Raw genomic sequence first — 15,418 nt, forward strand, 5'->3', positions numbered from 1 at the left:
CCCGGCAGGGAACGTGAGCGGTTCCTCCCCGAGCGGCTCTCCCAGGGACCTCGCAGCGGCGATCACAGATTCGCGCGCAGCAGACAGCGTCTGCTCATCACGTTCGGTGAAGGTGTAGTGGATGTTCATCGCAGGCAGCCCGTATGCGTCCGTGGTGTCTTCGGAGAACTCAACGCGATCGGAGGCCTGAAGGTCCTTGGCGCAGAACCACCCCAGGCCCACGATCGAACCAGGGATGACGTCCCCTGAAATGGGAACCGGCGACGCGTCGAGTTGCATGACCTGTCCATGAAAGGGCTGCTCATCAGTGAAAGGAACCCAGCTGACACCGCTTTGGGCGGTGATGGTGGTGTCGTGCGAGGAGGCCGCGGGAACATCATCCACGACGCCGGTCAACCGGACAGCGTGGACGACCTGCGGTTGGTCGTTCAGGTACCGGCCGAGTGCTTCCGGACGGATACCGGAAGCAAACAGCAGCTGCGGACCGCGGAAGGCATCGGCGGCAACTACGACGTACCGGGCCGCAATGTCATGTTCGTCTCCCGTTTTGTCGTCGCGAACCCGCACACCGCTGACCTCATCTCCGTTGGTCAACACCCGCACAACCACGCTTTCATCGAACAGGCGGGCCCTGGGGTTGTTTCGCGTTTCATCCCCGAACACCACGTCAGCCCCGGACCAGATGAAGCGGCCGTCCCCGGTGCGGCGCACGGCCAGCGGCATGGGTTGTACCCGGCGGTCAGGCGAGCGGCCGTCGTCGAGCGCTGACGCCAGCCGTGACCGGACCAAGTCAGCCAGGGGAGCCTTGGCCAAGGCCTCTGCGCTGACGGAGAGGAGACGTTCCGCCTCGGTCAGGAGCTCGTCCATGTTGGGAAGGAACGCAATACGCTCGCTGTCGCCAGGACGCGGGCATGCGCCGGTCCAGTGCGCTGCCATACCGCCAACATTGCTGGAGAAGGCAAGGCCCGGCAGTCCAGCCTCGCCGGGCTGCTGCCATCCTTCCTCGAGGAGGAAGGTACCGGGCCGCACCGGGCGTGCGACGTCGCGTGCATACTCAGCAAGATCCCCTCCGGTTGGGAGGGCGCTGACTTTTCCTTCCGAACGGCGCTGGGCAGCTTCGCGGTCCTGCACGCTCGCGATGTTCTTGACGTGGGAGCCGGGCGGATCACTGATAGTCGGTCCGGCCTCGAAAATGGCAATGCTTGCCTGGGGACTGAGCTCGGAGAGTATCCGTGCATAGGTGGCACCGGCGGGGCCGCTTCCAATGATTGCGACGTCGATGCCGGCCGGATAAGGGCGCGCTGAAGGTACTGCTGTGGTGGTCATGCTGTTCTCCAGGAGTCTGTAGGAGGGAGGGCTTCACGCCCTGGGGGTTTGCTCAGCGGGCGACTGTGGACAGTGCCGGTTGAGCGTCAAGAAAGAGTCGTCGTTCCCGACGCCGTTCAGCTTGCAGGGCCGGGTTGGCGATGGGGGAGGCCAGGAGCAGGGCCTTCGTGTAGGCATGGTGCGGATTGGCAATAACCTGTTCCGTGATGCCGGTCTCCACGATCTCTCCTCGACGCATTACGGCAACACGCTCGCTGATGTGTCGGACCACATCGAGGTCGTGGGTGACAAACAGGAGCGAAACGCCGGTCTGCTCTTGTATGTCTGCAAACAGTTGGAGAACCCGTGCCTGGGTGGACAAGTCCAGGGCGCTGACGGGCTCGTCACACACAATGAGCTTGGGATTCCTGCACAGGGACCGGGCAATGGCAATGCGTTGCCGCTGGCCTCCGGAGAACTCCCGAGGGTAGCGGGCGCTGGCGTTAGAGGGCAGATTCACTACATCGAGGAGCTCCCGGACTCGTCGTTGAGCATCAACCTTGGACGTTCCGGAAACCTGCATCGGCTCCGACAAGATGTCGCTGATGGTCATGGACGGATTCAGCGAGGTATAAGGATCTTGAAAAACCACCTGAATGTCGCTGCTCAGTGCCCGGCGTTCCTTTTTGCTGAGCCTGGTGATTGATCTGCCGTCGAAGCGGATGTCGCCGCCGGTCACGGGAGCGAGACCCAAGACGGCCCGGCCGATGGTTGACTTTCCCGAGCCGGACTCGCCGACGAGTCCCAGGGTTTCCCCGGGTTTGATGTCGAGGCTCACACCCTGCAAGGCGCGGAAGGAACGTTTGCGGCCGAATCCACCGATCCTGTAGTCGACGGTCAGGTCGGTGATCCGCAGGAGGGGCTCCGCTTTGGGGGAGGCGGTGTGGTTGACGGAAGTCATCGTGCACCTTCTGTCTCGGTTGTCATGTCCGACCCTGCAGAGGGGGCGGTTGTTGTTTTCGACGTTGAATCCAGGGCCGAGTCCAAGAGGAGCCGTGTGTACTCTTCCTGTGGGTTCGTAAACAGGTCAGTAACTGCCGCCACTTCAACTATTTCTCCATTGCGCATTACGGCTACCTGGTCGCAGAGGTCCGCTACCACTCCGAAGTTATGGGTAACCAGGACGACGCCCATGCCTCGTTCCGCCTGAAGGCTGCGGATGAGGTCCAGCACGTCCGCCTGTACGGTGACGTCCAGTGCTGTGGTGGGTTCGTCAGCGATGAGGAGCTCGGGATTGCAGGAGACGGCTCCTGCGATGAGCACGCGCTGCGCCATTCCGCCGGAGACTTGATGCGGGTAGGACTTGAAGACGCGCTCAGGATCGGGAATGCCTACGCGGGCGAGGAGTTTGAGGGCTTCGGCTTTGGCGGCTTTCGCCGATATGCCCAGGTGGTGCTGCATTGGCTCGGTCAGCTGGGACCCTATGCGGAACGCGGGATCGAGGTTGCTCATGGGCTCCTGGGGAATGTAGCCGATCCGGGCGCCCCGCAGGCGGTTGCGCTCCTTCGGAGTCATCCCCAACAGGTCCGCTCCGGCGAAACTCAAGGTTCCGGCAGTCATTTCGGCTTGCCCGGGCAAGAGACCCAGTACCGAGAAGGCGGTTTGAGATTTGCCGGAGCCCGATTCCCCTACCAAACCAAGGATCTGACCGCGCTCCACCCGCAGGGAAATGCCTTTGACGACGTCGGACTTCTCTCCGTTGGGGCGGGGATAGGAAACCCGGAGATCGTTGATGACCAATAGTGCGTCTTCGGGTTCCGCGGATGCCTTTGTCATGGGCCGTGCGGGCTGAGGAGTTGAGACCGCTTCTTTGGCAGCCTTTCTGGTCTTGACGCGGCCGGCTGCGGATCCGTAGTTCGCCAAGGCATCGCGGAAGCCGTTGCCCACCAGGGTGCAGGCCATGACGGTCAACACCAGGGCAACGCTTGGCCAGAGGAGCAGCCAGGGAGCGTTGAAGATGTTCTGGGAAGCGTCATTGAGCATCAGGCCCCAACTGGCTTTGTCGGAGGAGCCAAGGCCGAGGAAGGCAATGCCTGCTTCGATTCCGATGCCGGCACCTGCCAACAGGGCTGCCTGGATGATGGTGGGCGTGATGACCACCGGAAGGATGTGGCGGACCATGATGCGGATGTCGCTCAACCCGGAGACCCGGGCTGCGTCCACGTACAGCTCTTCCCGCACGGCCCGGACCGAGCCGCGGATGAGCAGGAACACCGAGGGGGCGATCAGTATGCCGAACACCACCAGCGCAAGCGAGGTGCTGCGTCCTACACGGGCCAGCACTACAAGGAGCACCACGATGGCCGGCAGGGACAGGAGCGCGCCACTGATCCACATGCTGACGCCGTCGATCCATCCCTGGCGGTAACCCGCCAGGAGCCCGGTGGGTACGCCGATCAGCAAGCTCACGGCGATGACGATCGCTGCGCTCAAAAGGCTGGTTTGGGCGCCGTACACGAGGTTTGCCAGCACGTCGCGGCCCACACCATCAGCGCCCAACGGATGCTCAGGGGTGAAAGGGGGTGCCAGGACATCGGCGAGGCGCGTTGCGGTGGGATCGTAGGAAGTGATCAGCGGTGCGAGGACCGCCACCACAACGAGCAGGGCGAGGAACACCAGCGAAATTACTGCTGCAGGTTCACGGAGGAACTTCTTGATCAGGTTGTCCGCCTGCGGCGCGGCGCTTACCACGTCCAAAGACTTGCGGGTACCGGTGACAAGGTTATCGGTCATGAGACACGAACTTTCGGATTGATCCAGCCTTGTGCCAGATCGACGAGAAGATTGACGACGACCACCAGCACCACCGTGACCAGGACGATCCCGAGCACTACGGGCAAGTCGCCACGACCGGCCGAGTTGTTGGCCTGGGTGCCGATCCCGGGGATATTGAAAACTTTTTCAATGATCACCGAACTGGAGATGGCAACAATGAACATCAGGGACACCGTGGTGAGACTCGGGCCGGCGGCGCTGCGCAAGGCGTGCTTGACCACGACGCTGCGCTCGGGGAGGCCCCTGCTCCGTAGTGTTCGAACAAAGTCCTGCTGCATGACATCGATCATGGATCCCCGGACCTGCAGGGCAATGGAAGCCAAAGAACCCAACGCCAGGGCAATTACCGGGAGCGTGATGGAGGCGAGCCACTTGGCGGGTGATTCGGTGAAGGCGGTGAAACCGGTGGCCGGCAACAGGCGAAGTTGTACAGCGAAAACCAAAGCCAGAACCAGGGCCACCAGGAAACCGGGAATTGCCTGAACCAAAGTCGACGCCACTTGAAGACCGCGATCCAGTCGACCCCGGCGCAAGGCTGCAGTGACCCCGATCAACGTTCCGAAGGCAGCAGCGAGGATCAGTGAGCCGATCACCATGGAAAGGGTGGGCGGCAATGTTTGGGAGAGCAACTCTCCCACGGGCTGGTTGGTGAACCAGGACCGGCCCAAGTCTCCACGGACAGCCGATCCGAGCCACTGGAAGTATTGGCTGATCAATGGCTCATCGAGGCCCAGTTGTTGGCGCTTGGCCTCCACTTGTTCCACTGAAGCCACTGGCCCCAAAACCTGACGGACAGGGTCTTGCCCTGTGAGGTTCAAGAGGAAGAACGTCGCTGTGGAAATAACGAACATGAGCACCAGTCCTGAGGCCAGGCGGCGAAGGATAAACATCAGCACGGCAGCTCCTTGGGCTTCGGAAGATGAGGGGATTGGCGGGGGAGGCCGGCCTTGGTACGGGCCGGCCGCCCACCTACTTCTTCGAGGCTGTGAAGCCCCAGAGCGGCGGCAGCGTGGAATAGCGCTGCGGCGTGACGGTGATTTCAGTGGTGCTGGCAAAGACGTTGTCAGACTGGATGTAGGGAGCAAACCAGGCCTGGTCCACCAGGTAGGTGTTCAGCTGACGGAACGTTTCGGTCTGGGCGTCGCCGGTTTCGCCCTGGGCCTTGTTGATCAGGTCAACCACCGTGGGATCAGAGACGTGGAACGGGTTCCACAATGATTCAGGCGTGAGCGCGATCTGCGCGAAATCCCACGGACGGGGGCTGTTGAGTCCGAAGATTGCGGCGGGGTACTTTCCGGCCAGGAGATCGGAGATGAAGGTCTGGCCGTTCACGGGCTGGTACTGCGGTGTGACGCCGATGGCGGTCAGCGCTTCGGTCACGGCTGCCTGCTGGTCGGGGTAGACGGGGGATACATCCGGCATCGGCAGCGTGAAGCCGTTCGCATAGCCGGCGTCGGCCAGGAGCTTCTTCGCGGCGTTGACGTCAAAGGGGTATTTCTTATCCAGCTCAGGAATAAAGGCGTCACTGGTGGAGCTGAAGACCTGGCTGGTGGCCTTGCCCTTACCGCCAAAGACCTTCGCGTGGATGGCGTCGCGATCCAGGGCCATGTTGATCGCCTGGCGGACCTTCGGCTCGGCGAGCGCAGGGACCAGGGAACCCTTGCGGTCGAACAAGTAGAGGCCGCTGGTGGTGTAGGCGGGGCTGGTCTGGATATTCAGGCCTGCGGACTTGAGGCTGTTTGAATCCTTATCGGTCACTACTGCGAAGTCTGCTTCCCCGGCGCGGAGCGCGTTGAGGATTGCGTTGTTGTCGTTGAAGACCGTGACTTCGACGGTGTCGAACGGGAAGTCTTTGGCGTTCCAGTAGTCAGCGTTCCGCGTGTAGACGTACTTGATGCCGGTCTGGGACTTTGCTGCGTCCAGGATGTAAGGGCCGGAACCGATGGGAGTGGTGTCCAGCGCCGGTGTTCCCAAGGCCTTGGGGCTGGCAAGGACACCGGCGGTTCCGCCTAGGTTCGGGACGAGCGAGGGGTCCGGAGCGGAGAGGGTGACCATGAGGTTGGTGGCGTCGGTGACGGTTACCTCCTGGATGAAGCGCAGCTGGCCGCCGGCTTCACCCGTCCCCTTGCGGGCCGAGTCCAGGTTGGCTTTGACTGCAGCCGCATCCAAGGGTGTGCCATCGGTGAATTTGACGCCTTCCCTGATGGTGAGGGACAGCTTCGTCCGGGTGTCATCGTAAGACCACTTGGTCACGATGTTCTCGGCCGGTTCTCCCTCATTGGTGTTCCGGAAGAGGGAGTCGTAGACGGGCTGAAGGAACTGGGTGGTGGGGCCGGTGCCGAAGTTGCCCGGCGAAAAGGACTCGGGCGGCGCAATGGCTGCAATGTCCAACTCGGTGGGGGCTGTGGAACCACCAGGGGAAGAGCCGGTGCAGGCAGTAAGCGCCATGACGGCTGTGACGGCGGCAATGCCGACTAATTTGCGCATGTTTCTCCTAGACAAGGCGTCGAAAGCTCAGCTTCGAGTGATCCGACTGTTCTCCGGCGGCGATGCTGCGGAGATCGATAGGTATGGCGGTGAATGATGGCTGAAGTGCCTTGGAAAGGCGCCTTGCTTTACGCGGAATCCCGCGGATTCCATGTATGCGTTCCCGGCGCAGAGCCAAATGGACGCAGAGGGTGTGCTCCATATGGTCTCCCTCGCCGTTGAGGTCAGATGTTGCTGGTAGAACGCTTTGTGGCGTCTGTTACAAAGATAATCCGGTCACCGGAATAAGTCAATGACTTTTTCCGGTCCCCGGGATTTAGGCGGATAAGCCTTGGTCCTCGTTCCGGGTCAGCCGCTCGAGGAGCCCGGGAAGGTTGGCTTTGGAGAAGAGTTCCCCCAAGACAAGTTGTGCGGCCCCTATGACGCCGCCTACCTGCTCGTCAATGGCTGATAGCTCTACGAGCAGGTCCGGTGCGCCGCTGGAGGGGAGTCGCTCCAAGACGGCTTGCTGTATGGGCTTCAGGACAATGTCCTTTGCCCTGGCAATGCCGCCGCCGACCACCAGCATGTGGGGAGCGAAGAAACTTACCAGGGTTGCCAGGCTGCTCCCAAGCAGTGCTGCGGTTCGGTTGAGTAGTTCCTTGGCGGCGGCATCTTCATGCTCAGCGGCCAAGGTGACGTCATAGGCGCGAACGCGGCCGGTTTCCTTCAGCACCTGCTCCAAGTAGGGGCTGCGTCCGGTTTCGGCCAGCATCAAGCCGTCCCGCTCAATGGCCCATCCACTGGTGACGGCCTCAAGGCAGCCTGTACGTCCACACCTGCAGGCAACTACCCCCGCCTCCGCGACGGCCACATGGCCAATGGAGCCCGCCAGGCCGTGGGAGCCGCGGTAGAGCCGGCCGTCAGTGACAAGCGCGGCTCCCACGCCGGCCCCGGCTCCGAAATAGAGCAGATGCTTTGCCCGGGCGGCGCGTGGATTGCTTTCCATTTCAGCCAGGGCGAGGAGGTTGACCCGGTTGTCCACCCAGACGGGAACCGGCCAGCGGGTGGCAAATTCTTCGCGCACCGGATAGTCATCCCAGCCGGGCATGACTGGCACGCCAACGGGAGTGCCGGTATCGAAATTGACCGGACCTGACAGGCCCACGCCGATTCCGAGCAGGTTGTTGTTACTTTGCTCCCTGGCTATTTTTTCGATGATCACGTTGACCTGGTCCAGGATCCGGGCGGGCCCTTCGCCGACGTCGCATAGTTCCCGGTGGCGCGTGCCGAGCAGGGCGCCGGCAAGGTCCGAGGCGCTGACGACCATTTCATTTGAGGCGATGTCCACGCCGACGACGTAGCCCGCCTGGGCGTTGAGGGACAAGAGCTTTGCCGTCCGGCCTCCTGTAGAGGGGGCGCGGCCGGGGGAGTGGATGAGCCCGATCTGTTCGAGTTCTGCAACCCGCTCGGCAACGACGCTCCGGCCCAGTCCCACCTGGTCGGTCAGGGTGGCTTGGGTTATGCCCTCTTCCCACCGGATGGTTTCCAGTACGGATGCCAGTCCGGTGTATCGCTCTATTGCCATCTGATCTCTTCCTGCATGCCGTCGCCCACCGCGTCAGTGCCGCGGTGATGAATCCAGTCCGCAAAGCGAAGCCGTTCGGGCACTTCCACTTGCCATCATCCTCCAGCTTCGCGTCGCCAAACAATAAAAGTCTAGCAACTTTTACCGGTCATCGGATAAACTATATGAAACCCATCACACAAGGAGGCCGCGTGCGGCGATCTATCTCAACCACTGAAGACGGCGTCCAGTACCGGGACTTGAACGGGAACGGTGTACTGGATCCCTACGAAGACCCACGGCTGGATGCTGCCACCCGTGCCGCGGATCTCCTGACGCGTCTGTCGGTCGAGGAAAAAGTCGGGCTCATGTTCAACACTGTGATGGCTGTGGGGGAGGTGGCGGACCACGACACCGCGAGTCCGTTCGGTCCGGAGACTCCCCGCGACCTTGTGGTGGGCAGGTCCATCAACCACTTCAACGTTGGCCACATCCCTTCGGCGGAGCACATGGCCCGCTGGCAGAATGCCATGCAGGAACTCGCCGAGCTCACCCCGCACGGGATCCCCATTACTTTTGGCACCGATCCCCGCCATGGTTTTGCGCAAAACGACGGAATGGCCTTTGCCGCCGGCTCGTTTTCGCAGTGGCCCGAACCCATGGGCTTGGCCGCCCTCAATGATCCAACTGTCATGAGCGACTTTGCCGAGACAGCCCGGCGTGAGTATGTGGCGGTGGGGCTTCGGGCAGCTCTCCACCCACAGCTCGACCTCGCATCCGAGCCGCGCTGGGCGCGTCAATTGCAGAGCTTCAGTTCAAACTCAGCGGTGAGCTCAGAATATGGTGCGCTGCTCATCGCAGGTCTGCAGGGAGGGAAGCTGTCATCCACGAGCGTCGCCTGCACCGCAAAGCACTTCCCGGGCGGAGGCGCGCAGGAAGACGGTGAAGATCCACACTTCCCCTCCGGTAAAGCCCAGATCTACCCCGGCGGCAACTTTGACGAACACCTGGCCCCCTTCCGAGCGGCGATCGCTGCCGGCACCAGCGCGATCATGCCCTACTACTCCCTGGCGAAAGACCTCGTGATCGACGGCGTCGAAGTGGAGGAGGTGGGCTTTTCGTACAACAAGTACCTGATCACTTCACTTCTCCGTGAACAGCTCGGCTTCGATGGTGTTGTCTTGACAGACTGGCAGCTGGTCACTGATCTTGAGGTTTTTGGTCTTCCCTTCCCGGCCAAGGCGTGGGGTGTTGAGCACCTCAGTCCCCTTGAACGGGTGGAGAAACTGTTCGACGCCGGCGTGGACCAGCTCGGTGGCGAATCCTGCACGGAGTTGGTGCTTGAGCTGCTGGCCAACGGCAGGTTGTCCCAGGACCGGGTAGATGCCTCGGTACTGAGAATCCTCCGGGTTAAATTCGAGCTGGGGCTCTTCGACAATCCCTACGTTGACGTGGATGCTGTAAGCGACGTGGTCGGTTCGGCTCAGTTCCGCGACTCCGGACACCGCGCCCAGGCGGAATCAGTGACCATCCTCAAGAACGATGGGTTGCTGCCGCTCCGGGCGGACACCCGCGTCTACGTCGAAGGAGTCAAACCGGAAGCTGTGGGCGGCCGGGTCACCCTGGTTGATGACAGGAAAGACGCCGAGGTGGCCCTCGTGCGGGTGTCTGTTCCCTACGAACCACGCAACGAGTACTTCCTCGACGCCATGACACACCAGGGAAGCCTCGACTTCCCGGAGGAAGACATTGCACGGGTGAGGGCCCTTGCAGCAGAACTCCCCGTGATCCTGGACGTCTACCTTGAACGGGCAGGAATCCTGACCCCGTTCCAGGGCATCGCATCGGCCATCACCGCCAACTTCGGCGCTTCTGATGCTGCGCTGTTGGATGCTTTGACTGCCACGATTCCACCGAGAGGCCGGTTGCCGATCGAGCTGCCCCGCTCCATGGCCGCCGTCGAAAATTCACGCCCTGATGTCCCCAACGACACCGAGGATCCGCTCTACCAGTTCGGTGCCGGCCTCAGCTTGTCCACAACCCGGAGCGAATCCGGGATGCTCACGTGAACCGGACGAACGGGGAACACCAGTCGAGCGAAGTTCACTGGAGTGAGTTCGTTGATCCGCCGGATTCGGCGCGGCCACGTGCCTGGTGGCACTGGATGGACGGCAACGTAGAGCTTGAAGGCATCCGCGCGGACCTTCGCTGGCTCCACTCGGTAGGCGTCCGGGGGGTTCAAGCCTTCGACGGGGCGCTGGGAAATCCGCTTGTAGTGGATGAGGCCGTCATCCCGGGAAGCAAGCAGTGGCGCGAAGCTGTTGCCGTTGCAGTGGCGACGGCGCACGAGCTCGGCCTGGACTTCACTGTTGCCACTTCTGCAGGGTGGAGCGCCTCCGGAGCTCCATGGGTTGATAAGGCTGACGCCATGCGCAAGTTGGTGTGGTCGCAAACGGTGGTCGAAGGCGGCGAACTGGCCCACCTCAACAATTTGCCGGACGTCGCAGGGCCGTATCAGGACACTCCAAGGTGGGGAGCCGAGCCGCACGAAGGCTCGGGAGACGCCAAAGACCTCTTTGCCTTGGCCATCCCGTTCCACAACGCCCACGATGCTCTGGAGCCCGCATTCATCCGCACGTCCGACTCGCCAACTGAAGCGGTCACCGCAGACCGCACCACCGCCGTCGACGGTTTCCGCTTGGCCCGTGACCCGGACCATCACTCGGTGGCATGGATTGAACAGTCCTTTGCCGCGCCGGTGACGGTGCGTTCGTGCGTCATTGAATTGCCCGGCCCCCACGGCTTCGGCGCGGCTCCGCCCGCCACGGCCACCCTGCAGGTCCGGAACGACGACGGCGGTTACGTCACTGTCTGCACGCTACCGGCCACACAATGCCCAGCGCGGACCATGTCCTTCCCGGCGGTGACCGGGACACACTTCCGGCTGCGGCTCGAAGCCGAAGGGATAGCCACGGTCCTGGCCGCCTTCGAGAAAGGGGTGGTGCCCCCACCGGTATTCCGTCCACTCAGCGAGTACGTCGTCAAAGAATTCGCCCTCTACGAAACCGGCATGCCCGCCTACCGGGAGGCGAAGAGTGGTTTCGCCACCGCACAGAACTATGACCACCTTGATACTGACCCGCGCGCAGCATTCGCCGTAGTGCCGCTGGCCGGCATCCTTGATATCAGCAGTCAGCTTTCACAGGGCAGGCTTACCAGCCCGTTACCGGCCGGGACCTGGAGAATTATCCGTTTCGGGTCTTCCCTCACGGGGCAGACCAACGGGCCTGCGCTTCCCGAAGCCACGGGGCTCGAGGTGGACAAACTGGATAGTGAAAGAGTCCGGCGTTATATTTCAACCCACCTGGCGCAGTTCGGTGACGCACCGATCGACGGCCTGCTCAGCGACAGCATTGAGTCGGGGCTGCAGAACATCACCCATAACCTTCATGCCGGATTCCACCATCTTCGCGGATACAGCATGATTCCGTGGATGCTCACCATGGCAGGTTTTTTGGTGGAGGATGCCCGTTCCAGCGACCTCTTCCTCGCCGATTTCCGGCGAACACTCGCAGAAGTCTTCGCAAAGTCCTACTACGGCACGTTGTCCGAGGAAGCACATAAGCGGGGCGCTATCTACTACGCGGAGGCGCTGGAGGACCGCAGGCCGCAACTCGGGGACGATCTGGCCATGCGCTCACATGCAGATGTCCCGATGGGAGCCATGTGGACATTCAATGCTGATGCCGGGCCAGCGCCCACCTACGTCGCGGACCTGAAAGGGGCGTCATCGGTGGCGCACGTTTACGGGCGCAGCCACACGGGCGCTGAAGCCTTCACCTCAGGACGGAACCCTTGGAGTGATTCGCCGAAGTCGTTGAAGCACGTCGCCGACCTCCAGCTCACCCTGGGGGTGACCCGCTTTTGCCTCCATACGTCCCCGCACCAGCCCACCCAAGTACCACCGCCGGGAATCGCACTGGCGCCTTCGCTCGGCCAATCCTTCACCCGCAACGAAACCTGGGCGTCCGCTGCCAAGCCGTGGGTGGACTATCTGGCCCGATGCTCGCATCTTCTTTCTCTTGGCCGGCCCGCCGTTGACATTGCGTACTTCATCGGCGAGGAAGCCCCCGTCACCGCGCTTTTCGGCAACACCTTCAACCACGATGTTCCCGTTGACTACGACTACGACTACATCGGCCCGGACGCACTCGGTACTGTCCTGGATGTTCAAGAGGGGGAGCTGCGGGCAGGGACCTCCCGCTACAAGCTGCTCTATCTGGGCGGTGCCTGCCACCGGATGAGCACAGGCGCCCTCCACGCAATCCTGCGACTGGTGGAACAGGGTGCAACGGTGGTGGGAGAACGTCCAACGGCCAAGCGCTCACTGGCTGACGAGGATACCGCGTTTGAGCGTTTGTGTGATTTGATCTGGGGCAGCCCGAACAGCGACAGCCCGAACAGCGGCCAGGTTTTCGCCACCGCAGACCTGGCATCCGTGCTGCGGGATCATTTTCCACCGCGGGTGATAGTGGGGGACCCCCGGGTACGTCGGATCGCTCGATGGGTGGACGGCGATCAGCCCCTTGTTTTCATCGCCAATCCCGTCAACGAGGAGCTGCGCACCACCGTGACGCTAGCGAACACGGACGGCGGTTTCGTTGCCTGGGACCCGGTGGCACTAACTCAGCAAGCGCTTTCGCCCACGGAGGGTGGAGACGGCTTCGACGTGCGGCTACCCCCTTATGGTTCGCTCTTCATTCTCAGGGGCGAAGCGGATCCGGGCTCCAGGGCGGAGCGCGTTACCGAGGTTGCCGGTGACTGGACGCTCACCATCCCCGGCTCCGATCCGGTGCAGCTTGCCCATGCCACCTTCTGGACCGATCCAGGAATCGGGGCCAAGTACTTTTCCGGAACGGCCACATATGTGGTGGAGTTCCAGCTCGACGGACCCGAACTCCCGGACGCTATCCAGTTCACCGATATTGCTGATGTCGCGCACCTGGACATCAACGGAGAAGAGTCAGGAATTCTCTGGACTGCTCCCTATAGGGTTTCCACCAATGCCCTGAGGCCCGGTAGTAACCAGGTCCGGATCAGCGTCACCAATCCGTGGCGCAACAGGCTGATATCTGAAGCCCGCAGCAACACCGGGGCGCTCTTCCCACCTATGACCAGAGTGTTTAACGATGAAGCCGACATCCAACCGGCAGGGCTATTGGGACCACTGAGCTTGGTCTACAAGAACCGCCCGTAATTTCCACTAGTGAAAGTACTAAATTCATGACGCACCAAGCAACGCCTTCCGCAGCGAGCCTGGAGGGCCAGCGCCGGGCCGATATCGGCGATGGCACGTACCTGAATCCGGTGTTCGCGGGGGACCACCCGGACCCGGCCATCCTGCGCGACGGGGATGACTACTACCTGACCTTTTCGTCGTTTGAGTCCACACCCGGACTCATCATCTGGCACTCACAGGACCTGCTGAACTGGCAACCGCTGGGGCCGGCTCTACCAACACCCCTCGGATGCGTGTTTGCGGTGGACATGTGCAAAGTGGACGGCCGGTACTTCATCTACATACCGATCATTCCCACGGCTGTCTCGCCGGACCCAACTGCGCCGGTGCTGACCTATGTCATCCATGCCGAGAACATGGCGGGACCTTGGAGCGAACCGGTCAACCTGGGCATTGAAGGGCACATCGATCCGGGGCACGTGGTGGGAGAAGACGGCAACCGCTACTTGTTCCTCAGCGGCGTCAGCCGCGTCCGGCTCACCGACGACGGGCTGGCCACCAACGGACCAGTGGAGCACGTCTACGATGGCTGGCGCTACCCCGACGACTGGGTGGTCGAGGCCTACGCCCTGGAAGGGCCCAAGCTCACCCGCCGAGGCGAGTGGTTCTACCTCACGACGGCGGTGGGCGGCACCTCCGGTCCGCCCACCGGCCATATGGTCACGGTCGCCCGTTCCCGCTCCATTGACGGCCCGTGGGAGGACTGCCCCCACAATCCGATCATCAGGACATGGGACGCAGTTGAGCCGTGGTGGAGCAAGGGACATGCCACCTTGTTTGAGGGCCCCAAAGGCCAATGGTGGAGCATCTATCACGGCTACGAAAAAGGGTTCGCCACCCTCGGCCGGCAGACACTCTTGGAACCCATCACCTGGGACGAGTTCGGATGGCCCAGGGCAGGTGGGGGAGACCTTTCATTGCCGCTGGCTGCACCCCTTCCCGCTGGCCCTCCAGCCGTCGGCGGGACTCACGGGCTGGCGTTGTCCGATGATTTCTCCACCGGGCGCTTTGGAACACAATGGTCATTTCACGCCCCGTCCAAGGACGAGTATCTTCGGGCATCCTTTGACGCCGGGCTGGTCCTGCAAGCACGCGGATCAGGACCCTCTGACAGCTCGGCCCTAACGTGCATCGTTGGCGATCGGCGCTATGAAATCACGGTAGAGATGGAAGTCAGCAACGGCGCCCAAGGTGGCATGTTGCTGTATTACAGCGACCGCCTGTTCTGCGGCATGGGTCACGACGGCGGCCGCATGATCAGCTACCGCGCCGGCAGGGCGATTCCGTACTGGCGCGAACCTGCGCCGGCGGCCCGAACCATGCACCTGCGAATAGTCAACGACAACCACATCGTCACCCAGTACTACAGCCTCAACGGGACCGACTGGACCAGGCATGGACTGCGTTTCAACGTGGAGGGTTACAACACCAATACGGCCGACGAACTCCTGAGCCTGCGCCCGGCACTGTTCGCGGCCGGGACGGGGGACGTTCGGTTCAAGAACTTCACATACCGTGCTCTCATCGACTGAGCGGCGCCCGTGGCTGGCCTGACGACCGCAAAGCGCAATGTGGTCAAAGCCCACTCTGCGCAGAGGTCACTTAGCGGCCGGTGGTGGTTGCAGCTCGTCCTGTGGTTGTCTTTCGGCTCAGTGCCAGGCCCAAGGCCAGCATCCCGACACCCAGGATCAGGTGAAGCCAGTTGTCGGCGTTGTTGACCGGAACGAAGTTCGCGGCGGATTCCTGGTTGATGAACAGGCCGTAGATCCACAGAACCAAGTAGATTGCTCCGCCGCCCACCAGGTAGTTCCGGGCCTGCCCCGCAGTCCGGGCCATCAAGATACCCGCTACTCCGAAGAGCAGGTGCACGATGTTATGCAGGATTGATACCTGGAAAATACCCAGCAGGAGGGCATCGGAGGTGTGGCCGGCGAACGACAGGGTCT

Annotated in this window: 10 protein-coding genes; 3 read left to right on the forward strand and 7 right to left on the reverse strand. The window is 62.2% G+C overall.

The window, feature by feature from the left end; genetic code table 11:
* The 6 genes from HP499_RS10910 to HP499_RS10935 all read right to left on the reverse strand — a co-directional run.
* The coding region (locus tag HP499_RS10910; protein WP_172324096.1) for a GMC family oxidoreductase N-terminal domain-containing protein at positions 1-1,326 on the reverse strand (1,326 nt) is incomplete at its 3' end.
* Positions 1,327-1,378: 52 nt separating this feature from the next.
* A complete protein-coding gene (locus tag HP499_RS10915; RefSeq protein ID WP_172324097.1) occupies positions 1,379-2,266 on the reverse strand; it encodes an ATP-binding cassette domain-containing protein in 888 nt (295 codons plus the stop codon).
* A complete protein-coding gene (locus tag HP499_RS10920) occupies positions 2,263-4,098 on the reverse strand; it encodes a dipeptide/oligopeptide/nickel ABC transporter permease/ATP-binding protein (protein WP_172324098.1) in 1,836 nt (611 codons plus the stop codon). Before HP499_RS10920 ends, HP499_RS10915 begins: the two co-directional genes overlap by 4 nt.
* On the reverse strand, positions 4,095-5,030 hold the full coding sequence (locus tag HP499_RS10925) for an ABC transporter permease (RefSeq protein WP_253951524.1): 936 nt from the start codon (positions 5,028-5,030) through the stop codon (positions 4,095-4,097). Before HP499_RS10925 ends, HP499_RS10920 begins: the two co-directional genes overlap by 4 nt.
* Before the next feature lie 79 nt (positions 5,031-5,109).
* Positions 5,110-6,627, reverse strand: coding sequence for an ABC transporter substrate-binding protein (locus HP499_RS10930; protein ID WP_172324100.1), 1,518 nt, complete (start codon positions 6,625-6,627; stop codon positions 5,110-5,112).
* A 316-nt stretch (positions 6,628-6,943) separates the two neighbouring features.
* Positions 6,944-8,194, reverse strand: coding sequence for an ROK family transcriptional regulator (locus tag HP499_RS10935; protein ID WP_172324101.1), 1,251 nt, complete (start codon positions 8,192-8,194; stop codon positions 6,944-6,946).
* Positions 8,195-8,385: 191 nt separating this feature from the next.
* Between HP499_RS10935 and HP499_RS10940 the strand changes: the two genes are divergently transcribed.
* The 3 genes from HP499_RS10940 to HP499_RS10950 are packed head-to-tail and all read left to right on the forward strand — an operon-like array spanning position 8,386 to position 15,004.
* Positions 8,386-10,242 carry a glycoside hydrolase family 3 N-terminal domain-containing protein gene (locus HP499_RS10940; protein ID WP_309138375.1) on the forward strand — a complete coding sequence of 619 codons (1,857 nt, stop codon included), beginning with the start codon at positions 8,386-8,388 and terminating at the stop codon, positions 10,240-10,242.
* Complete coding sequence (locus HP499_RS10945) at positions 10,239-13,430, forward strand: glycosyl hydrolase (RefSeq protein ID WP_309138376.1); 3,192 nt, start codon at positions 10,239-10,241, stop codon at positions 13,428-13,430. The genes HP499_RS10940 and HP499_RS10945 overlap by 4 nt, the downstream gene beginning before the upstream one ends.
* A gap of 26 nt (positions 13,431-13,456) precedes the next feature.
* Entirely contained in the window at positions 13,457-15,004 is a 1,548-nt protein-coding gene (locus tag HP499_RS10950) for a family 43 glycosylhydrolase (RefSeq protein ID WP_172324103.1), read from the forward strand.
* Between the two features lie 70 nt (positions 15,005-15,074).
* On the opposite strand, the gene HP499_RS10955 is transcribed toward HP499_RS10950, so the two are convergent.
* Positions 15,075-15,418: DUF4383 domain-containing protein (locus HP499_RS10955; RefSeq protein WP_172324104.1), on the reverse strand; the 344-nt coding region annotated here is incomplete at its 5' end.

The organism is Paenarthrobacter sp. CM16 (genome assembly GCF_013179505.1).
Lineage (GTDB): Bacteria > Actinomycetota > Actinomycetes > Actinomycetales > Micrococcaceae > Arthrobacter.